The sequence below is a fragment of the Tardiphaga sp. vice154 genome (genome assembly GCF_007018645.1).
Lineage (GTDB): Bacteria > Pseudomonadota > Alphaproteobacteria > Rhizobiales > Xanthobacteraceae > Tardiphaga.
Map to the genome: position 1 here is coordinate 3,941,139 of NZ_CP041399.1, position 20,389 is coordinate 3,961,527.

Annotated in this window: 16 protein-coding genes and 3 pseudogenes; 9 read left to right on the plus strand and 10 right to left on the minus strand. The window is 63.0% G+C overall.

Features of this window, described 5'->3' with window-relative positions; all coding sequences use genetic code 11:
• Positions 1-210 precede the first annotated feature (210 nt).
• Both FIU28_RS18460 and FIU28_RS18465 read right to left on the minus strand, forming a co-directional pair.
• Positions 211-551 (minus strand): annotated as a pseudogene (locus FIU28_RS18460) (FmdB family zinc ribbon protein).
• A gap of 191 nt (positions 552-742) precedes the next feature.
• Positions 743-1,450 (minus strand): annotated as a pseudogene (locus tag FIU28_RS18465) (acetamidase/formamidase family protein); the annotation flags it as partial.
• A gap of 12 nt (positions 1,451-1,462) precedes the next feature.
• On the opposite strand from FIU28_RS18465, the pseudogene FIU28_RS18470 reads away from it, so the two are divergent.
• From FIU28_RS18470 to FIU28_RS18495, 6 genes and pseudogenes are all read left to right on the plus strand, one after another.
• A pseudogene (locus tag FIU28_RS18470) lies at positions 1,463-1,681 on the plus strand (helix-turn-helix domain-containing protein); the annotation flags it as partial.
• A 16-nt stretch (positions 1,682-1,697) separates the two neighbouring features.
• Positions 1,698-1,991: a type II toxin-antitoxin system HigB family toxin gene (locus FIU28_RS18475; protein ID WP_246660729.1), complete on the plus strand. Its 294-nt coding sequence runs from the start codon at positions 1,698-1,700 to the stop codon at positions 1,989-1,991.
• An 8-nt stretch (positions 1,992-1,999) separates the two neighbouring features.
• Positions 2,000-2,425 carry a helix-turn-helix domain-containing protein gene (locus FIU28_RS18480; protein ID WP_143574641.1) on the plus strand — a complete coding sequence of 142 codons (426 nt, stop codon included), beginning with the start codon at positions 2,000-2,002 and terminating at the stop codon, positions 2,423-2,425.
• 146 nt (positions 2,426-2,571) lie between these two features.
• Entirely contained in the window at positions 2,572-3,894 is a 1,323-nt protein-coding gene (locus FIU28_RS18485; RefSeq protein ID WP_143574642.1) for an ABC transporter substrate-binding protein, read from the plus strand.
• A complete protein-coding gene (locus FIU28_RS18490; protein WP_168202969.1) occupies positions 3,891-4,826 on the plus strand; it encodes a carbohydrate ABC transporter permease in 936 nt (311 codons plus the stop codon). The genes FIU28_RS18485 and FIU28_RS18490 overlap by 4 nt, the downstream gene beginning before the upstream one ends.
• Positions 4,826-5,638, plus strand: coding sequence for a carbohydrate ABC transporter permease (locus tag FIU28_RS18495; protein WP_168202970.1), 813 nt, complete (start codon positions 4,826-4,828; stop codon positions 5,636-5,638). The genes FIU28_RS18490 and FIU28_RS18495 overlap by 1 nt, the downstream gene beginning before the upstream one ends.
• 141 nt (positions 5,639-5,779) lie before the next feature.
• Here FIU28_RS18495 and FIU28_RS18500 read toward each other — a convergent pair whose 3' ends face one another.
• From FIU28_RS18500 to FIU28_RS18525, 6 genes are all read right to left on the minus strand, one after another.
• Positions 5,780-8,476, minus strand: coding sequence for a nitrate reductase (locus FIU28_RS18500; RefSeq protein WP_143574643.1), 2,697 nt, complete (start codon positions 8,474-8,476; stop codon positions 5,780-5,782).
• Positions 8,476-9,684, minus strand: coding sequence for an NAD(P)/FAD-dependent oxidoreductase (locus FIU28_RS18505; RefSeq protein ID WP_143574644.1), 1,209 nt, complete (start codon positions 9,682-9,684; stop codon positions 8,476-8,478). The genes FIU28_RS18500 and FIU28_RS18505 overlap by 1 nt, the downstream gene beginning before the upstream one ends.
• Positions 9,685-9,693: 9 nt before the next feature.
• Entirely contained in the window at positions 9,694-10,119 is a 426-nt protein-coding gene (locus tag FIU28_RS18510) for a globin family protein (protein WP_143574645.1), read from the minus strand.
• A gap of 213 nt (positions 10,120-10,332) precedes the next feature.
• Positions 10,333-11,127: an ABC transporter ATP-binding protein gene (locus FIU28_RS18515; RefSeq protein WP_143574646.1), complete on the minus strand. Its 795-nt coding sequence runs from the start codon at positions 11,125-11,127 to the stop codon at positions 10,333-10,335.
• Between the two features lie 26 nt (positions 11,128-11,153).
• On the minus strand, positions 11,154-12,080 hold the full coding sequence (gene ntrB / locus FIU28_RS18520) for a nitrate ABC transporter permease (protein WP_168202971.1): 927 nt from the start codon (positions 12,078-12,080) through the stop codon (positions 11,154-11,156).
• A 51-nt stretch (positions 12,081-12,131) separates the two neighbouring features.
• Positions 12,132-13,439, minus strand: coding sequence for a CmpA/NrtA family ABC transporter substrate-binding protein (locus FIU28_RS18525; RefSeq protein ID WP_143574647.1), 1,308 nt, complete (start codon positions 13,437-13,439; stop codon positions 12,132-12,134).
• A gap of 410 nt (positions 13,440-13,849) precedes the next feature.
• On the opposite strand from FIU28_RS18525, the gene FIU28_RS18530 reads away from it, so the two are divergent.
• The 3 genes from FIU28_RS18530 to FIU28_RS18540 all read left to right on the plus strand — a co-directional run bounded on the left by FIU28_RS18530 (position 13,850) and on the right by FIU28_RS18540 (position 16,737).
• Positions 13,850-14,296 carry a hypothetical protein gene (locus tag FIU28_RS18530; RefSeq protein WP_143574648.1) on the plus strand — a complete coding sequence of 149 codons (447 nt, stop codon included), beginning with the start codon at positions 13,850-13,852 and terminating at the stop codon, positions 14,294-14,296.
• 148 nt (positions 14,297-14,444) lie between these two features.
• A complete protein-coding gene (locus FIU28_RS18535; RefSeq protein WP_143574649.1) occupies positions 14,445-15,695 on the plus strand; it encodes a serine hydrolase domain-containing protein in 1,251 nt (416 codons plus the stop codon).
• Between the two features lie 661 nt (positions 15,696-16,356).
• Positions 16,357-16,737, plus strand: a complete 381-nt coding sequence (locus FIU28_RS18540; protein ID WP_143574650.1) for a helix-turn-helix domain-containing protein — start codon at positions 16,357-16,359, stop codon at positions 16,735-16,737.
• 170 nt (positions 16,738-16,907) lie between these two features.
• Here FIU28_RS18540 and FIU28_RS18545 read toward each other — a convergent pair whose 3' ends face one another.
• Together FIU28_RS18545 and FIU28_RS18550 are read right to left on the minus strand one after the other, a co-directional pair.
• Positions 16,908-17,969: an alcohol dehydrogenase gene (locus FIU28_RS18545; protein WP_143574651.1), complete on the minus strand. Its 1,062-nt coding sequence runs from the start codon at positions 17,967-17,969 to the stop codon at positions 16,908-16,910.
• Positions 17,970-18,004: 35 nt separating this feature from the next.
• Positions 18,005-20,329 (minus strand): xanthine dehydrogenase family protein molybdopterin-binding subunit, encoded by a 2,325-nt coding sequence (locus tag FIU28_RS18550; protein ID WP_143574652.1) that lies wholly within the window; start codon positions 20,327-20,329, stop codon positions 18,005-18,007.
• Positions 20,330-20,389: the final 60 nt, after the last annotated feature.

The following is a 20,389-nucleotide window of genomic DNA, read 5'->3' on the forward strand; positions in this document are numbered from 1 at the left end:
GATGTTCGACGACGGGGACCAGTATCTAGCGGATTCTGCCATACGTGTCGCCGCCATCTCCCCTGTCATCCCGGATAAGTGAGCGTCAGCGAACGCATATCCGGGATCCAAACGCCGTGCAGGCCTGCTTTGCCGAAACGCTGAGGCCATCGCACCTCACGAAGGACGGGGGTTATGGGTCCCGGCGTTCGCCGGGACGACATTTGGGGCTCAGTGGCTGATCATCCACGGCCGCGCCGTCGGGAGCTTTTCGCTCCCGATCACGTCTGCTTGACCAGCCGCGACGGCTTCTTGCCGGAGCAGCAGCCACAGCCGGCGCCATGCGCGGCCTTGTATTCCGCGGAACTCTTCGGCGCATGGCGGCTGCGTTCGTTGGTGGCGTGGGCCTTGCGTTTGTCCGCGGGCATGCAGAAGAACGCCGGCGCCATCAGCATCACCCGCGGCGCTTCGGCAGCGCATTGCGGGCAGTCATGCGGCTCTTCGCATTCGGCCATCGGCCGCATCTCGGTGAACGGGCCGCAATCATTGCAAAGATATTCATAGACCGGCATGTGAGTATCCAACGCTGAAGCAAGGACCTATCCCCGTCATTGCGAGGAGCGAAGCGACGCGGCAATCCAGTTCTTTGCTTCAGCACGCAAAGACTGGATTGCTTCGTCGCAAGGGCTCCTCGCAATGACGCGGATAGTGCGGTGAAAAAAGAGGCTACGAGACGGCGACAAGTGTCCCGCAGCCCAAGGTGCTATTTGTCCGGCGACAGCGGCATCTGGATTTTTCCGTCGATGTGCTTGATGGGTCCGGCTGACGACGGGTTGATATCAAAGTCGAAGATCTGCGTCGGCAACCATAGTGTGGCGCAGGCGTTGGGCACGTCGAGGACACCGGAGATATGGCCGTGCACCGGCGCCGTGCCGAGAATCGAATAGGCCTGGGCGCCGGGATAGCCGAACTTCTTCAGATATTCGATGGCGTTCAGACACGCCTGGCGATAGGCGATGTGGACGTCGAGGTAATGCTGCTTGCCGGCCTCGTCGACCGAGATGCCTTCGAAGATCAGGTAGTCATTGTAGTTCGGCGTCATCGGCGACGGCTTGAACACCGGATTCTTGATAGCGTATTTCGACGCGCCGTACTTGATGACATCGACCTTGATGTGAAGCCAGCCGGCCATCTCGATGGCGCCGCAGAAGGTGATCTCGCCATCGCCCTGACTGAAGTGCAGGTCTCCCATCGAGAGACCGCCACCCGGCACATAGACCGGGAGGTACACCTTGGAGCCGCGCGACAGATCCTGGATGTCGCAATTGCCGCCATGCTCGCGCGGCGGCACGGTGCGGGCGCCCTCGGCCGCGGCCTTGTCGCGGGCGTCGCCTTTCAGCCGGCCCATATGGGCGGTCGGGCCGAACGGCGGGTTAGCGAGGCCGGGCACGCGGGTCGGGTTAAGGACAATGCTGCCTATCTGCCGTCGGAGTTCAGCCGCGACCTCGGCCTCACCGGTCGCGAAGGCGAGGTGTTGTCATGGCTCAGCAAGGGCAAGAGCAACCGTGATATCGCCCAGATCCTGGGCCTTAGCCCGCGTAAGGTCGATGAACATCTGGAACAGATCTGCGCCAAGCTCCGCGTTGAGAACCGTACGGCAGCGGCCGCGATCGCAGTGAACGCTAGTCACAGGAAGGCGTAGATTCTTCGGAGGACCCTTGCGTCTATCTCAATTTGAGATAAGCTTTGAAATAAGGTTTATTTCGACCAGCGCTCTTGTCGCCTTCACGGCTAGGCATCCGGCTGCGGGAATGCCGCTACAGGTCTGGCGCCGCATCATCGAGTCGCGGGCTTTCGCAGGATTTTCCGACATCAGGAAGACGTTCAACTCCGTCGACCGCGTTGAAAATTTCTACGTCTTCGATATCGGCGGCAATAAATACCGGATCGTCGCCGCGCTTCATTTTGACAAGCAGCGGCTCTACGTGAGGTATGTCTTCACCCACAAGTAGTACGATTCATGGACGCCTTGATACTGACCCTCGATGAGGTCGCCGACATTACCGGGCATCTGAACGCAATCTCTGCCCGTATCCCGTTGCATCCCATCAAGACCAAGCGCGACTACAAGGCGGCTTTGTCCGCGTTGAACGCATTGCTCGATGCGGGCGGCGCCGATGAAAAGGATCCGCTGTCCTCCCTCGTCGCGCTGCTCGGCGAGCGGATCGGCGACTACGAGGATGTCCATATGGCTCCTGCGCAGGCTTCGCCGCCCGATACGTTGCGGCTTCTGATGAATCAGCACGGGCTCAGCCAGCGCGATCTCCCGGAAGTGGGAAGCCAGGGCGTGCTATCAGAAATCCTCAGTGGAAAGCGCGACCTCAACGTCCGGCAGATTAAATGGCTGTCCGAGTGGTTTAATGTCGGACCGCAGGTTTTCGTTTGAGTTGAGCGCGCAACGACACGCGCCGTCTCTCCATCTCGACCTTGCTCCCCTACTCCATCGTGCTATGAATCCTTCCGGCGCATCCTCGGGCAACGAGGAGCGACCCAACATTGACGCCGGGTCCGGCAGTCCAGGGAGGATGACACATGGCTTTTCACGGCCCGACCCGTCGTGCCTTTGTGCAGGGGACGCTCGCCACCGGCGCGCTCGGTCTCACCGGAATTCCAGCCTTCGCCGATCCCGCCTGGAAGAAATACGCCGGCACCACGATCGAGGCCAACCTGATCAAGGGGCCGCGCGGCGACCTGCTTCAAAAATATGCAGGAGAGTTTACCGAGCTGACCGGCATAAAGGTCGAATCGGAAGTCATCCCCGAGCAGCAGCAGCGCCAGAAGGCCGTCATAGAGCTCACCTCCGGCAAACCCAGCTTCGACGTCGTCCACGTCAGCTATCACGTGCAGAAGCGGCAGTTCGAAAAGGCCGGCTGGCTCGCAGACCTCAGTAGCTTCCTGAAGGATCCGAACCTGACCGCGCCGGACCTGCGGGTGGATGACTTTTCCGCCGGCGGCCTGCAATTCGCGCAGAACGAAAAGGGCGAGATGCACTCGCTGCCGTGGTCGGTGGATTATTTCATCCTGTACTACAACAAGGAGATGTTCGCCAAAAAGAACATTGCCGTACCAAAGACCTTCGACGAGATGGCGGCCGCTGCCGAAAAACTCAACGATCCCGCGAACGGCGTCTATGGCTTCACCGGCCGCGGGTTGCGCAATGCCAACATGACGCTGTGGACCAATTTTTTCCTGAATTACGGCGGCGAATTCCTCGACGCCAAGGGCAACATTCTGACCGATGGCTCGGAGGCCATCGAGGCCACCAAAATGTATCAGCGGCTGCTCACCAAGACCGCGCCTCCCGGGGTCGCCGGATTCAACTGGATGGAGTCCATGGCCACGCTGACCCAGGGCCGCGCCGCGATGTGGATCGACGGCGTCGGCTGGGCGCCGCCGATCGAGGATCCGAATGCATCGCGCGTGGTCGGCAAGATCGGATACACCGTCGTTCCAGCCGGCCCCAAGGGCCAGTTCTCTGCTGCCTATGGCGACGGCATCGGCATTGCCAAGACCAGCACGAAGAAGGAAGCCGCCTACCTGTATTGCCAGTGGGCGGTCTCCAAGACCATGGGGGCCCGTTTGCTGCAGAGTGGCGGCGGCGTGCCGTTCCGCAACTCGATCCTCAACGACGAGACCGTGCGCAAGGGCGTCAAGAACCAGGAGTGGCTGGATTCGGTGATCGCCTCGGCCAAGATCAGCAAGCTCGGCCTTCCCGTGATCGTACCTGTCGCCGAATTTCGGGATCTGGTCGGGGCTGCAGTCACCGCCACGTTGTCCGGAGCAGACCCGGCGACCGAGTTGAAGAAGGCCCACGACCAGTTCAGGCCGATTCTGGAGCGCAGCGAAAAAACGTGAGCGAACTGACAGCCGTCCGGCCGGCCGCGGTCGAGGCCAAGTTGACAACTGAGCAGTGGCGGCCGATCTCTTATTGGCCGTTCGTCATCCCGGCGATGATCGTCGTACTGGCCGTGATCATCTTTCCCTGGATCTACACGATCTGGATGAGCCTGCACGAATGGAAAGTCGGCTCGCAGCCTGCCTTCGTCGGCTTTGCAAACTACCTGCGCTTGCCGACCGATGCACGGTTCGTCGAGTCGGTCTGGCACACGCTGGTCTATACTGCGCTATCGGTGGCGTTACCGCTCATTCTCGGCACAATGGCGGCGGTCATCTTCAATACAAAGTTTCCGCTGCGCGGCTTCTTCCGCGGGCTGTTCATCCTGCCGATGATGGCGACCCCGGTGGCTATCGCTCTGGTATGGACCATGATGTTCCACCCGCAGCTCGGCATTCTCAACTATCTGCTGTCGCTGGTCGGGCTGCCGCCATCGCTGTGGGTGTTCCACCCGGCGACCGCGATCCCGTCCCTGGTGCTGGTGGAAACGTGGCAGTGGACGCCGCTGGTGATGCTGATCGTGCTGGGTGGCCTGTCCGCAATCCCGTCAGAGCCTTATGAAAGTGCGCAGATCGACGGCGCCACGCCGTGGCAGACCTTTCGCTACATTTCGCTGCCGATGATCATGCCTTTCCTGTTCATCGCGGCGATGATCCGAATGATCGATGCCGTGAAAAGCTTCGATATCATCTTTGCCATTACGCAAGGTGGACCCGGCAGCGCGTCGGAGACCATCAACCTTTATCTCTACAGCGTCGCCTTCGTCTATTACGACGTCGGCTACGCCTCGGCGATCGTGGTAGTTTTCTTCGCGCTGATCGTGGTGCTGGCCGGCGCGCTGTTGCATTTGCGCCAGCGCACCCACTGGAACGACACCGGGGGCAGCGGTTGATGAGAACCCTTCTACACCGAATCGGCCTGACGTTCGCAATCTTCGTCATCGTGTCGCCGGCGATACTGTTCTTCCTCTGGATGTTCTCGCTGTCGATCAAGTTCGAGATCGACAACGCATCCTATCCGCCGGTGTTCATCCCCGACCGCTTCAACTGGGGCAACTACGCCGCAGTGCTGGAGTCAAAAAGGTTCGCGACGTATTTCTTCAACACGCTGATCGTCACCGGCGCCGCGACATTGTTCGCACTGATCGTCGGCGTGCCCGCGGGTTACGGCATCGCTCGCATGCGCGCCCGCAAAGCGGCGGTGGTCATCCTGATCGCGCGCATCACACCCGGGCTTTCCTATCTCATTCCACTGTTCCTGCTGTTCCAGTGGCTGGGCCTGCTGGGCACGCTTTGGCCGCAGATCATCATCCACCTCGTGGTGACCGTTCCGATCGTCATCTGGATCATGATCGGCTATTTCGAGACCACGCCGATGGAGCTCGAGGAATCGGCGATCATCGACGGCGCCACCCGCTGGCAGGTGTTTCGCCACGTCGCCTTGCCGATTGCGCGGCCTGGCATCGCCGTGGCCTTTATTCTGGCGGTGATCTTCTCATGGAACAACTTCGTCTTCGGCATCGTGCTGGCCGGCCGCGAGACCCGCACGCTGCCGGTGGCGGTCTACAACATGATCTCGTTCGACCAATTGAGCTGGGGCCCGCTGGCAGCGGCGGCACTGATCGTCACCTTTCCTGTGCTGTTGCTGACGGTGTTCGCGCAACGCCAGATCGTGGCAGGATTGACGGCGGGCGCGGTGAAGTGACGGCGCTCTTGGCGTCGTCATCCCGGGGCGGGCGCGGCGCCAGCCGCGAACGAACCCGGGATCTCGACATGTTCATCAAGGCATCTCGGGCTTCCGGGTTCGCTCGGGCTGCGCCCTCGCGCCCCGGAATGACAATTTCTTTCAGTTCACCGCCACCAACTGCTTTGGCTTGGCCACCCCCGCAATCAGCCGGTTCAGTTCCGGAATGCACGAGCCGCAATTGGTGCCGGCCTTGAGCTGCGCCCCGATCTCTGCGGCACTGCCTGCCCCCGCGGCGATGGCATCGCAGATCGTGGTGCGACCGACGCCGAAGCACGCGCAGACGATGGGGCCGGCGCTGGCATGGCCATCGACGGATTTGCCGGACAGCAGCATGCGGCGCTGGTCGTCGCTGACCGCCTCCGCGGCGAACAGCGTCTTGACCGAATCCCAGTCCACGCCATCCATTGCAGGACCGATGAAGAGGCAGGTCTCGATCCTGTCATCGACGAACGACGCCGCACGGAACACGCCGCGGGCGGTGTCCTCGAACTCGGCAACGTCGTCGCCGCGCAAGGGCTGAAGCCATTCCTTCCACGTCGCGACATCGGAATTGTGCGCGATGACATAGCCGACGCCGCCCGCGACGGCGATCCGCGTCCACAGCGCTTGCTCAGGCAAGTCCAGCGGCCTGCGTGACAGCACGAAGCCGCGCTGCGCATAGGCCATTGGCGCGATCGACACCGGCGTTGCCTTGTTTTCGGGCTGGCCGGAGAACGGATCGACGAACGGCGCCACCAGTGCGCCGACTCGCGCAAAGGACGCGGTTTCGTCATTCCAGTGGATCGGCGCGAACAGCAGGCCGCGCTGCTGGCGCGGGCTGATGACCACCTTCAGGACGCAGGTGCCGTAATCGGTCGTGAGATTCGCATAGCCGCCCTCGCTGACTCCGGCCGGCACGGCATCATCCGGATGGATCTCGACAAACGGCTCCGGCAGATGTTGGCCTAGCCGCGGGCTGAGGCCGGTGCGGGTCATGGTGTGCCACTGGTCGCGGATGCGGCCGGTGTTCAATCGCAACGGCCGTGTCGCCGAAGTCGCGCTGCGCAGCGCGGGCATCTCCACGGCGATAAAGCGCGCGCGAAAATCCTTGGCGTAGAATCCGCCTTCGGCGAAAAAGCGCGGCTGCGGCTGCGTGGTGCCTTCGCGTAGCGGCCACAGCACCGGCGCCATGCTGTCGAAGCCGTCGTCGGAGACTTTGGCCAGCCCGCCGATATCGAAATCGCGGCGGCCATTGTTCTCGAACGCCGACAGCGCGGCATGTTCGCGAAAGATGTCTGCCGCCGAGCTGTAGTTGAAGCCCGCGCCGAAGCCGAGACGTCTGGCGACCTCGCTTAAAATCCACCAGTCCGGCATCGCCTCGCCGGCCGGCTTCAGGAACGAGCGCTGCCGCGATATCCGGCGTTCCGAATTGGTAACGGTGCCGGACTTCTCACCCCAAGCGTGAGCCGGCAGCAGCACATGCGCGCCGGCGTTCACGGTGTCGTTGGACCGCACATTCTCCGACACCACGAACAGGTCGAGCGTGCCGACGGCCGCGCGCACGGCATCCGCGTTGGGCAGTGACACGACGGGGTTGGTGCCGATCACCCAGAGCGCCTTAATTCCGCCGCGGGCGATCGCCTCGAACATCTGCACCGCCTTGAGGCCTTCGTGCGTGGCGACGCGCGGCGCCTTCCAGAACCGGCGGACGCGATCGATTTCCGGCGGGGTAAACCCCATATGCGCGGCGAGCTGGTTGGCAAGGCCGCCGACCTCGCGGCCGCCCATCGCGTTCGGCTGCCCGGTCAGCGAGAACGGGCCCATGCCGATCCGCCCGATCCGCCCCGTCGCCAGATGGCAGTTGAGGATGGCGTTGACCTTGTCGGTGCCCTGCGCCGACTGGTTGACGCCCTGCGAATACAGCGTGACGACGCGCGGCGTATTGCGGAACAGGTGAAAGAAGGCTGCGACATCGGTCTCCGGCAGGCCGGTCGCCAACGCCGTTGCCGCCACGCTGCCGGCGATGTTTCGCGCGCGGGCCAGTGCCGCGTCGAAGCCCATCGTATGTGCGTCGATATAGTCCTGATCGAGGGCGCCGTTGTCCGCGAGGTATGCCAGCAATCCACTGAACAATGCCGTGTCGGTGCCGGGCTTCAGGCCGAGGAACAGGTCGTCGTCGCCCGCCGTACCGGTGCGGCGCGGATCGATCACCACGATGCGGGCGCCGCGCGCCTGCTTATTGGCGAGCATGCGCTGGTACAAGACCGGATGGCACCACGCGGCGTTGGAGCCGGCCAGCACCAGCAGGTCGGCCTCGTCGAGATCTTCATAGCAACCCGGCACGGTGTCGGCGCCGAACGCGCGCTTGTGGCCGGCGACCGACGACGCCATGCAGAGCCGCGAATTGGTATCGACATTGGCGCTGCCGATGAATCCCTTCATCAGCTTGTTGGCGACGTAATAATCCTCGGTCAGCAATTGCCCGGACAGATAGAACGCCACCGAGTCCGGACCGTGTTGCCTGATGATGGCACGAAAGCGATCCGCCGCATGGTCCAGCGCGGTGCCCCACGCCACCTGCTGCATTGCGCCGGATTCACCACGAATCATCGGATGCAGCAGTCGTTCGCTCTGACCTAGCGTCTCGCCGAGCGCGGAGCCCTTCGAGCACAGCCGGCCGAAATTGGCGGGATGCTCGGGATCACCGGCGATCACCGCACCACCGGTCCCGTCGGGCGTGGCCAGCACGCCGCAGCCGACGCCGCAATAGGGACAACTCGTCTTGGTGGCGCGAAGGTTCGGGTCCATCGCCGTCATCACGCGGCCTCGGCGAGCGAGCGGCCGAACATCAGGTTCGTTCTAAGCCGGGCGACATCGGCACCGCTGCGGATCAATTCGAGATACCACAACGCATCGTGGGTATCACCGACGAGCACCGCGCCCGTCAGCCGGCCTTCGGCGATCACCAGCTTCTTGTAGATGCCGTGGCGGATGTCGTTGAGCAGCAATGTCTCGCTGCCTGCGGCCGCCACAAAGTCACCGGCCGAGAACACGCTGACGCCGGACACTTTCAAGTTGGTGGCGAGCACGCTGCCTTCATAGGCAGCGCTGCCGCCTGCGAGATGCTGCGCCAACACTTTGGCCTGTTCATAGGCCGGCGCGACCAGCCCGTAACAAGTGCCGCGATGCTCGGCACATTCGCCGAGCGCAAAGATGTTCTCGGTTCCGGTCGCCATCCGGTCATCGACCACGATGCCGCGATTGACTGGCACGCCGGCCTCTCTCGCCAGCGACGCATTGGGCCGGATGCCCGCCGCGAAGATCACGGCATCGGTCTCAAGCCGGCGACCGTCCGTCAGTTCAACCCCTTGCACGGATCCATCGCCACAGATCCGGGCCGTGTTGGCCTCAAGCAGCACCGTGACGCCCTTGCGCTCCACAAGTGTTCTCAGCAGCGCGGCGGCAGCGGCATCGAGCTGTCGCTCCATCAAACGGTCCATCAAATGGATCAGCGTCACGCTCGCGCCGGCCTTGGCGAGGCCGTATGCCGCCTCCAGCCCGAGCAGCCCGCCACCCACCACCACGACGCGCTTGTTCTGTGCGGCAAGGTCGAGCAGCCCATCGACATCGTGGCTGTCACGAAACGTGTGCACGCCGGCGAGCTCGGCGCCGGGCACCGGCAGCCGCAGCGCCGAGGAGCCGGTGGCAAACACCAGCTTCGAGAACGGCACAGGCTTGCCGGTCGAGGTCCGGACTTCGCGTGCGGTCATGTCGATCGAAACTGCCGTTGCGCCGTATTTCAGCGTGACGCCGCGGTCGCGCCACCATGATGCCGGGCGCAGCTCGATCTCGTCATGGGTCGCCTCGCCGGCCAGCACCGAGGACAGCAGCACGCGGTTATAGGCCAGCCGCGGCTCGTCGCCGATCACCGCGATGGCATAGCGGCCGAGCGCGCATTGTGCGAGCTCGTCGACCAGCTTTGCCGCCGCCATGCCGTTGCCGATGATGACCAGCGCTTCGCTCACGTTTTTTCCTTACTCGGCCGCCTGCGCACCATGCGCCTCGGAAATCATGTAGCCCGACAGCGTGCCGTAGGCGGTCGTCCAGGCGTCTGCGAGTTCGGGGTTCCAGGCCTCGCTGAGACCCTTCTCCAGCGTCCATGGCAAGGCAGATCCGACGATCGGATAGTGCTCGTCCTTGGCGCCGTAGCCGACGTGCCGTTTGGCCAGCGCGCTAGCGGCGGGCAGCACGGTTTCCAGCCGCGACAGCCCGGTCACCACGATGCCGAGCGTCTCCATCAGCTTGCGACGCTGCTCGGCCATATCGGCATCGTGAAACATCGGCTTCACATCAGGCGCGATCTCGAACAGGCGATCGTAGAACAGCACCGCCGCTTGATCGGCGATCGGGACGACTTTGGCGAAGCTCTGCTGTATCAATTCGGTCTGCTGCGGCGTCATGGTGGTCTCCCTCTCTCCACTGTCGTCCCCGCGAAAGCGGGGACCCATACCCTCAGGAAGCAAGAATGAAACGCGGCTCTGTCGCTTTCACCGTCATTGCGAGGAACCTCTTGGCGAGGAAGCGATCCAGCCTTGCCTAGTTTGCGGCTCTCTGGATTGCCGCGCCGCTTCGCTCCTCGCAATGACGGGGAGATGCCATTGCGTGGAGCGCCCCTACGCCGCCTCGACGAATTTGTGGCGCTCGTACAGAAATTCCAGCACGCGCTTGCGGCAGCTCAGATAGACAGGATCGGTCGCGAGCTCGAGCCGCCTGCGCGGCCGCGCCAGCGGCACGTCGAGCACTTCGCCGATCGTGGCGCTGGGGCCGTTCGTCATCATCACGATGCGGTCCGATAGCAACACCGCCTCGTCGACGTCATGGGTGATCATGACGATGGTGTTGCCTAGCTTCTGGTGCAGCGCCATCACCGAATCCTGCAGATGCGCGCGGGTCAGCGCGTCCAGCGCACCAAAGGGCTCGTCGAGCAGCAACACCTTCGGCTCCATCGCCAGCGCGCGCGCAATGCCGACGCGCTGCTTCATGCCGCCGGAGATCTCCGAAGGCCGCTTGTCCTTGGCGTGGGTCATCTGCACGAGGTTGAGATTATGCACGATCCAGGCCTCGCGTTCCTTCTTGCTCTTCGACCGGGCGAACACCTTGTCGACGCCGAGCTGAACGTTCTGATAGACGGTGAGCCACGGCAGCAGGCTGTGGTTCTGAAACACCACGGCGCGGTCCGGCCCCGGCGAATTGACCTCGCGGTCCTCCAGCAGTACGCCGCCCATCGTCGCGGTGGTCAGGCCGGCGATGATGTTGAGCATCGTCGACTTGCCGCAGCCGGAGTGGCCGATGATCGAGACGTATTCGCCCTTGGCCAGCGTCAGGTTGATGTCCTTCAGCACCTCGGACGATACGTTGCCGCGGGTAAAAACCTTGTCGATGTGATCGAGCTTCAGATAGGGCTTCATGATCGTTTCCTTGGCTGACCCAAATTTCAACTGACTGAAGTGCCGTGGGTGACGAGGTTGCCTAAGCCGGCGATCATGCGGTCGAGAATGAAGCCGATGATGCCGACGTAGAACAGCGACAGGATGATTTCGCTGATATGCGAAGAATTCCAGGCGTCCCAGATGAAAAAGCCGATGCCGACGCCGCCGATCAACATTTCTGCCGCGATGATCGCCAGCCAGGAAAGCCCGATGCCGATACGCAGGCCGGTGAAGATATAGGGCGCCGCCGCCGGCAGCATCACCTTGGTGAAGAACTCGATCGGGTTGAGCTGCACCACGGCCGCGACGTTGCGATAGTCCTGCGGAATGTTGCGGATGCCGACCGCAGTATTGATGATGATCGGCCAGATCGAGGTGATGAAGATCACGAAGATCGCCGACGGCTGGCCGTCGCGGAACGCGGCAAGCGCCAGCGGCAGCCAGGCCAAAGGCGGGATGGTGCGCAGCACCTGGAAGATCGGATCGAGCCCGCGCATCGCCCAGACCGACTGGCCGACCAGCGTGCCCAAGGCGATGCCGGCGATAGCGGCCAGCGAATAGCCGTAGGCGACGCGCAGCAGGCTGGCGGAGAGATGCCAGAACAGGCCCTTGTCGATGCCGCCCCGGTCGAAGAACGGATCGAAGATCAACTCCTTGGTGTCGGCATAGACCTTTGACGGCGGCGGCAGGGTCGATCCCGCGCGCCGGCACACCAGCTCCCAGAACACCATCAGCAGCACGAAAACCACCAGCGGCGGGATCACGCGAACCGCGACCTCGCCGGCCATCTTGCGGAATTTGCCGGGACCGGCAGGTCTCGCCGGAGACATCGCGACGACCGGCAAACCCGCCTTCGGTGCGGCGATGGCCGCACCGGATTTCGGGTTTGCCAAAGCTGCCGCGGTTTCGGTGTTGATGGCTTGCATGTTCATCGCAATGTCTCCGTGCTCAGTTCATCGTCGGGCAAGTCGCGGCTGAACGGTTCAGACCTCGACGCGCTTGATGGCGAGCGACTTCAGGTAGGCTGCGGGGTTCTCCGGATCGAACACCTTGCCGTCGAAGAAGGTCTCCTTGCCGCGCGAGGTCGAGGTCGGCATCGCAGTGACGCCCATCTCCTTGGCGGCTTCCTTCCAGAGGTCTTCGCGGTTGACCTTGGCGATCAGCGCCTTGGAGTCGAAGCCGGCGTCGTACTTGCCCCAGCGGATGTCCTCGGTCATGAACCACAGGTCATGGCTCTGGTAGGGGTAGGAGGCGAAGTCGTCCCAGAACTTCATGATGTGCGGCGAATTCTCGACGACGCGGCCGGTGCCGTAGTCGAACTTGCCCCTGACGCGGTCGGTGACGTCTTCCACCGGGCAGTTGATCCACTGCCGCTTGGCGTTGATCGCGGCGACCTCGTCGCGGTTTTCCGACTTCTCGCAGAATTGCTGCGCTTCCATCACCGCCATCAGCAGCGCCTTGGCGGCCCTGGGGTTCTTGTCGACCCAGGCGGCGCGCATGCCGAGCGACTTCTCCGGATGCTTGTTCCAGAGTTCGCCGGTGGTCAGCGCGGTGTAGCCGATGTTCTGGTGGATCAACTGCAGGTTCCACGGCTCGCAGACGCAGAAGCAGTCCATCGTGCCGACCTTCATGTTGGCGACCATCTGAGGCGGCGGCACCACGATGGTTTCGATGTCCTTGTCGGGATCGATGCCGCCGGCAGCCAGCCAATAGCGGATCCACAAATCATGCGTACCGCCGGGGAAGGTCATCGCCGCCTTGACCGACTTGCCGGTGGCTTTCTTCTTCTCGATCGCCGCCTTGAACGGCGCGGTGTCGAGGCCGATCTTGAGCTCGGCATATTCCTTGCCGACCGAGATGCTCTGGCCGTTCAGATTGAGGCGCGCCAGGATGTACATCGGCGTCGGCACGTTATTCTGCGTGACCTTGCCGGCGGAAATCAAATAGGGCATCGGCGTCAGGATATGGGCGCCGTCGATACCGTTGCCTTCGGAGCCGAGCACCAGATTGTCGCGCGTGGTGCCCCACGACGCCTGCTTCAGGACTTCGGTTTCCGGCAGGCCGTATTTGGCGAAAATGCCCTTCTCCTTGGCAATGAACAGCGGGGCCGCATCGGTCAGCGCGATGAAGCCTAGCTTGGCGCCCTTCACTTCGGGGCCTGCGCCCTGCGCGAAGGCGCCGGCGGGGAAATTCAGCTTCACGGCGGCCAGCAGGGCTGCGGTCCCGGCGCCGGCCTTCAGCAATTGGCGGCGGCTCAACTTGCGGGGCAATGGGGTCACTGACTTCGTCATCGTCGCGATCGTCCTTTCAAGCCTGAAGGCCAGCATCGCCATTTCCACCCCGTTACGTCGCAGCGCGCTTCGGACCGGAAGGCGAACAGACATAGCGGCGCGTCTGGGGGACGCCCCCATGATGGCAGTGCGGCGTGTGATGGATGGTGACGGCTACAATGGCGTCAGTAAGAACTATTCAAACTTCGTGCCACAATGGATACGCGTTGAAAGCTGATTTTTTACATAAGCTTAGGTATTCGGCCGAAGAACAGTGCCAGGCGCCGGCGCACCCAAAACTTGCGCAACGCTCAATTCTTGTGCGACGCACCCGAAGCAGGCAGGCGGCGGCACGATGCCGTGATGCGCCGCCACAGGAGACCGGCATCGGTGCTAAGAGAGAGCGAACTCCCGATCGAACGGACCCGCGAATGCCCCTATCCGCCCCATATCCCGATCCGATTCCCGCAGCACTGCGAGACGCCGCGACCACGCTGAAGGCTGCGCTCGCGGTATCGGCAGCCGCCATCCTGTCGCAGGCCGAGGCCGACCTAAAGGCCAACGCCGCCGCGGCGATCCAACATTTCGACATGCTCGGGCGAAAACTCGACGCGCTGCGCACCGATGCGCTCAATGCGGGCATCGGCGTCGTCGCCCGGCGAATCGACGTCACCAAGGCGAGCCTGTTCGAAGTGGTCGGAAGCCCCGAGCGTGACGGCCTGGCAATTTTCGCCGAGCGCGTCGGCGAACTCGGGGCGGAGCTGAATGCGGTGATGGCAAAAGCCGGCCAGGCGCCCGAACCGCCGTTTCAATTCGACCAATTCTTCCTGGAGAGCATGCACGACCTCGGCCAGCGCGACTGGAGCGAGGGAGCCTGAGCGACGGGTCAGGCGATGTCGCCGACGCGGCGAAAAGCGCCAGACAGTATGGTAATCGTGGCCAACGCGTAAGATCGCAAGGCCAATCCGCTCGTTCATGTCCCCTGTCCCGCGCTCGGGCTCGACAACATACTGGAGTGATATTGCGATGCAGTCCCGAAACTCGCTCTCCGCGTCTTCGCCCGAACAGGCCGGCATGTCCGGCGCAGCGTTGGCTCGCGTCGATGCCCATCTGAAGCGCAACTACATCGACGCCGGTCGCTTTGCCGGCACGCAGCTCCTGGTCTGGCGACGCGGCTGCATCGCGCACCATGCCGTGCAGGGCCTCGCCGATGTCGAGCGCAACATCCCGTTGGGTGAGGACAGCATCTTCCGGATCTATTCGATGACCAAGCCGATCACCTCGGTGGCCTTCATGATGCTGGTGGAGGAAGGCCGCGTCGCGCTCGACGAGCCCGTGCACAAGTACATTCCGCAATGGAAAGATCTCGGCGTGTACCGCAGCGGCGTAACGGCGCCGTTTCTGACCCGGCCACCGGCGCGGCCGATGCTGGTGATCGACCTGTTGCGCCATACGTCGGGGCTGACCTACGGCTTCCAGCAGCGCACCAATGTCGATGCCGCCTACCGCGCGCTCAAGATCGGCGAGATCGAGAAGGCCGGCACCATGGCCTCGATGGTCGCCGACCTTGCGACCATCCCGCTGGAATTCTCGCCGGGCGACGCCTGGAATTATTCGGTATCCACCGACGTGCTTGGTTATCTCATCGAGAAGATTGCGGGGCAGCCATTCGACCAATTCCTGCAGCAGCGCATCTTCGATCCGCTGGGCATGGCCGATACAGGTTTTCATGTGCCTGCCGAAAAGGCGCACCGGCTGGCGGCCTGCTACGCCGTCGATGGCCGCGGCGGCAAGGTGCTTCAGGACGATCCCGCCACCAGTTCATTCCTGACGCCGCCATCGTTCATCTCCGGCGGCGGCGGGCTGTGCTCGACCATGGCCGACTATCTCACCTTCTGCCGCGCCTTGCTGAATCGCGGCGAACTGGACGGCGTGCGCCTGATCGGCCCGAAGACGCTGGCGCTGATGACGGCTAACCATCTGCCAGGACACCGTGATCTTACGGAGATGTCGACGTCGATGTTCTCAGAAGCCAACTATGCCGGGATCGGTTTTGGCCTCGGCCTTTCGGTAACTATGGATCCAGCCCGGGCGATGATCGCCGGCAGCGCCGGCGAGTATGCCTGGGGCGGCGCCGCGGGCACCGCGTTCTGGATCGATCCAGCCGAAGACATGATCGCGATCCTGATGACCCAGTTACTACCATCCAGCGCCACTCAGGTGCGCCGCGAACTGCGCAGCATGATTTATGCAGCCATCACCGACAGTAATATTTGACGACCGTGACGACGCCGTGATTTTGACAGCATCGGTATGCAATAAGTTCTTTGGGCAAAATTGCGACGCCGAGTGAATTGGTACGGTCTCATGCTGGATACCGCAGACTGCCAGCACAATGCCGCTGCTATCAGTGGTGGCATAATCGCCTGCGGTGCTCGGTTGCGCGCGGACATAATTTGAAACCAACCGGTCGCGGCTAGCTTGAACGGAACCGAATGCACGAGAACGTGATGTAGCAGGCTGCCCGCCAGACGCTAAGGATAAACGTGACGGTTCCGGCGATGCTCCAGCTGAATCCATGCGCGTGGGGTGAGACACATCGGTAGTCTGGACTGTGTCAAAAAGGACAGGACTGGAATTGCTTCCGGGCTACATTTCGCAGTGAGCGGGAATTCTGGCATTCGGCATAGTGATTCACATCGACCTATCTGCGGTTTTGACGCTGCAACCCGTTACCTCCGAGTTACGACATGATCTTGTTGATCGTCGAATCCTTTACCCTGTTGAATTTCGGTGGTTGAAAGATGAATTCTTCCATCCCCTCGCGCTCAGGCTGTGTATAAGGATGGGCGATTGGCCGAAGGTTGAGGACCAGGCGACAAAAAAAGCAAACAAGAAAATATCAGATTTTCCGTATCAACAAACTGAATGGTGACGAATGAAGCAGCGCAGCGCCGGCAAACCCGACATCGAGATGGGCAAAAGAATCCGCCTTCGTCGTGTCGAGCAGAAAATCTCGCAGGCGGATTTGGGCGAGCAATTGGGCGTCAGTTTCCAGCAGGTCCAGAAGTACGAAAAAGGCGTGAATCGCGTTGGTGCAGCACGTTTGCAGCAAATTGCGACCGCGCTCGACGTCCCGGTGACGTTCTTCTACGACGGCGACGGCAAGACGCGCGAAGTCGAAAGCCTGCTGTTTCTCGACAGCGCCTTCAGCCTGCGCCTGCTGCGCGCGTATAGCCGAATCAAGAGCCAGACCGTTCAGCGCCAGATGGTCGCTTTGATGGAGTCGATCGCGGACGAAGAGAAATTGCCCGCCTAAGCCGCAGGCTATCTTCTCTGATTCGCTAAATTGGATAGCTTTCTCAGTCACTGAGAAGTTCTGCGCTGTGCCCCGCGCGCGCTGACACGCGCGGCGGCGGGCCGGCCTTCCTTGCGATCACAGGAATGAGTGACCGGCGCGCCGCCGGCGCATTTTCCATCCAGTGAGAATTACGGCGTCAGCACGGCGCGGCCGATAAGTCTGCCGGCCCGAAGATCGTCCAGCGCTGCGTTGGCCTGCGCAAACGGCAGCGGGATCACCGGGATCGGCGCGACGTGCCTGGTCCGCACCAGTTCGAGCAATTCACGGGTTTCACGCAGATTGCCGACATAGCTGCCCTGGATGGTCAACGCCTTCATCGCGATCAAGGGCAGCGCCCAGGTGGCGCCGCCACCGAACAGCCCGACCATGATCAATTTGCCGCCTTTCGACAGCGCATCGAAGCCGAGTTGCGTCGTCGAGGGCGTACCGACCAGATCGATCACCGACAGGATAGGCCCGCCTGCGGCTTTGGCGAGTTGCTCCAGCGCGTCCGGCGCGTTGCCATCGACAGCACCCAGCGCGCCAGCCTTGATCGCAGCCTCGCGCTTGCGGGCGTCGATATCGACGACGATGGCGCCCTTGCCGCCCATCGCCTTGAGCAGCGCGAGTGCCATCAGGCCGAGGCCGCCGGCGCCGAAAATCACGATCGGATTGCCGAGATCGCTTTCGACTTTCTTCAACGCACTGTAGGTCGTGACGCCGGAGCAGGCATAGGGCGCGGCGGTGACGGGATCGAGCCCCTGCAGATCGAGCAGATAGCGCGGATGCGGCACCAGGATGTGGTCGGAATAGCCGCCGTCGCAATGCACGCCGAGACAGTTCGGCTTCAGGCACATGTTCTCGTCGCCGGCCAGACACACCGCGCACTTGCCGCAGCCGATCCAGGGATAGACCAGCGCGATGTCGCCGATCTTCACGCCCGGCTCGTTCTGCGCGTCCGGGCCGAACGCCACGACCTCGCCGACCGTTTCATGGCCCATCGTCCGCGGCAGCGAAATGCCGCGGTCCTTCAGCGACAGCCTCTTGCGGCCGTGGCCGAGCTCATAGCCGCCCTCCCAGATATGCAGGTCGCTGTGGCATACGCCCGCGGCCTTGACGCGAACCAGCACCTGCGTGCCGGTCGGCTGCGGCGTGTCGATCTCGGCAAGCACCAGCGGTGCCTCGAATTCAGCGACCTGATAGCTCTTCATGGTGTTCCTCTCCGGTGGTTTCTTGTTGTATTTTTTTAAGCTTGGGGGCCGGCGCTCCGGATCGCGTCCCAGATTTTCAGCGGCGATAGCGGCGTGTCGAGCTGGGTGATGCCATAGCCGCTCAGCGCATCGAGCACGCCGTTGGTGATGCAGGGCGGCCCGCCGATCGCGCCAGACTCGCCGCAGCCTTTCGAACCCAGGGGATTGGTCACGCAGGGCGCCGAGCCATCGAGCGTAACCGACAGCGGCGGCACGTCGGCGGCGCGCGGGATGCAGTAGTCCTGATAGGTCGCAGTGAGCAACTGACCTTCCGCATCGTAATGCACGCCTTCATACAGCGCCTGGCCAATGCCCTGCACGACGCCGCCATGCACCTGGCCGATGACGAGCATCGGGTTCACCGCGACGCCGACATCGTCGACCGTGGTATACTTCACCACATTGGTGATGCCGGTCTCCGGATCGATCTCGACTTCGCAGATATGCGTGCCGTTCGGCCAGGTCGGGCCGTCGGCCACGCCGGTGGATTCGACGCTGAGCTCGGCGCCGCTCTCGGCCTTGGCGATCTCGAACAGGCCGATCTTCTTGTCGGTGCCGACCACGGTGAGGTAGCCGCCGGCATATTCGATGTCGTCGACGGAGGCTTCCAGCAAATGCGACGCCTTCTCGCGCGCCTTGGCGATCATGTCCTGCGCCGAGACGACCGCCGCGGTGCCGCCGACGAACAGCGAGCGCGAACCGACGCTGCCCATGCCGACGATGACGTCGGTATCCCCCTGGATCACGTCGATCTTGTCCATGCCGATGCCTAGCGATTCCGCGACCAGCTGCGAATAGGCGGTCTGCAGCCCCTGCCCCATCGCCTGCGTTCCGGAATGCAGGATGACGCGGCCCTCGGCGGTCGCGCGCAGTTTCACGGTTTCCTTGGTGCCGGGGCCGCCGGTCCATTCGATGTAGCTGGTCAGGCCGCGGCCGTAGAGCAGGCCCTTCTTCTTCGCCGCCTTCTTGCGGGCGGCAAAACCATCCCAGTCGGACAGTTCGGACGCCCGCTCCAGCATATGCGCGAAAGCGCCGCTGTCATAGGTCTGGCCGACCGCGTTCTTGTAGGGAAACTGCGCCGGCTTGATGTAGTTGACCTTGCGGATCGTGCGCGGATCCATGCCGATCTGCCGTGCCGCGGCGTCCATCAGCCGCTCCATGATGAACACTGCCTCGGGTCGCCCGGCGCCGCGATAGGCGCCGACCGGCGCGGTATGCGTCATCACCGCCTTGATGTCGTAATGCACGTTCTGCAAATCGTAGACGCTCGTCTGCACGAAGGGTCCGAGCACCAGCGGAATGATCACGCCGGTGCCGGACATGTAGGCGCCGGTGCCGCCGACCGACTTGACGCGATAGGCCTGGATGCGGCCTTTCGCATCGAGTGCGATGGCGGCGATCGAGGTGAGGTCGCGGCCATGCGTGCCGCCGACGAAATCGTCGGTGCGGTCACCGCGCCAGCGAATGGTGCGGCCGAGCTTGACCGCCGCATAGGCGACGATGCCGTCTTCCGGATACAGGCTGGTCTTCTGGCCGAAGCCGCCACCGATATCACCGACCACCACGCGGATGCTGTCCTTCGGCCGCTTCAGGATCGAATCCGCCAGGATGTCGCGGGTCGAGGCCGGCGTCTGACTCTGCACGAACAGCGTGAGTTTGCCGGACTTCTTGTCGACTTCGGCAATCGTGCTGCGCGGCTCCATCGCCGAGGGGACCAGGCGCTGGCTGGTGACGTCGAGCGAGACGACGTGCTTCGCCGCAGCGAAGGCGGCATCTACATTGGCGGCGTCGCCATAGCTCATCACGGCGACGATATTGTCCGGGGCATCCGGCCACACCTTCGGCGCGCCGGGCTCGGTCGCCGTGGCAAGATCTACCACCGCCGGCATAACCTCATATTGCACGTCGATCGCTTCGGCGGCGAGTTGCGCGGCCGTGCGCGAGGTTGCGACGATGGCGGCGACCGTTTCGCCGGCATAGCGCACGATCTCGTGCGCCAGCAAACGGCGCGGCGGAAAGGTCGCCGGCGAGCCGTCGGGCCGCTTGAAGATCGGCAGCGTCGGCAGCGTGCCTACGTCTTCGGCGACCAGGTCCGCGCCGGTGTAGATGGCGGTGACGCCGGGCATCGCTTTCGCAGCGGCGCAATCGATCGAGATGATTTTCGCGTGGGCATGCGGCGAGCGCAGCACATGCAGCCACAACGCGCCGTCTTCCGGCTTGTCGTCGATGAAAAGGCCCTTCCCGGTGAGAAGTCGCTTGTCCTCAAGGCGCTTGGGCGAGAGGCCAGCGCCGAAACGCAGATTACCGGGCAGAATGTTCATCAGGAGGTCCTTTGGCAGACAGGCTGCACTGCGTTCTAACCCATAAGCCGCGCGGCAGCC

Coding starts and splice junctions, on each gene's coding strand:
- ntrB (WP_168202971.1), bottom strand. CDS start 12,080: ATGAACATGCAAGCCATCAACACCGAAACCGCGGCAGCTTTGGCAAAC.
- FIU28_RS18535 (WP_143574649.1), top strand. CDS start 14,445: ATGCAGTCCCGAAACTCGCTCTCCGCGTCTTCGCCCGAACAGGCCGGC.
- FIU28_RS18550 (WP_143574652.1), bottom strand. CDS start 20,329: ATGAACATTCTGCCCGGTAATCTGCGTTTCGGCGCTGGCCTCTCGCCC.
- FIU28_RS18540 (WP_143574650.1), top strand. CDS start 16,357: ATGAAGCAGCGCAGCGCCGGCAAACCCGACATCGAGATGGGCAAAAGA.
- FIU28_RS18500 (WP_143574643.1), bottom strand. CDS start 8,476: ATGACGGCGATGGACCCGAACCTTCGCGCCACCAAGACGAGTTGTCCC.
- FIU28_RS18510 (WP_143574645.1), bottom strand. CDS start 10,119: ATGACGCCGCAGCAGACCGAATTGATACAGCAGAGCTTCGCCAAAGTC.
- FIU28_RS18485 (WP_143574642.1), top strand. CDS start 2,572: ATGGCTTTTCACGGCCCGACCCGTCGTGCCTTTGTGCAGGGGACGCTC.
- FIU28_RS18530 (WP_143574648.1), top strand. CDS start 13,850: ATGCCCCTATCCGCCCCATATCCCGATCCGATTCCCGCAGCACTGCGA.
- FIU28_RS18545 (WP_143574651.1), bottom strand. CDS start 17,969: ATGAAGAGCTATCAGGTCGCTGAATTCGAGGCACCGCTGGTGCTTGCC.
- FIU28_RS18525 (WP_143574647.1), bottom strand. CDS start 13,439: ATGACGAAGTCAGTGACCCCATTGCCCCGCAAGTTGAGCCGCCGCCAA.
- FIU28_RS18515 (WP_143574646.1), bottom strand. CDS start 11,127: ATGAAGCCCTATCTGAAGCTCGATCACATCGACAAGGTTTTTACCCGC.
- FIU28_RS18495 (WP_168202970.1), top strand. CDS start 4,826: ATGAGAACCCTTCTACACCGAATCGGCCTGACGTTCGCAATCTTCGTC.
- FIU28_RS18480 (WP_143574641.1), top strand. CDS start 2,000: ATGGACGCCTTGATACTGACCCTCGATGAGGTCGCCGACATTACCGGG.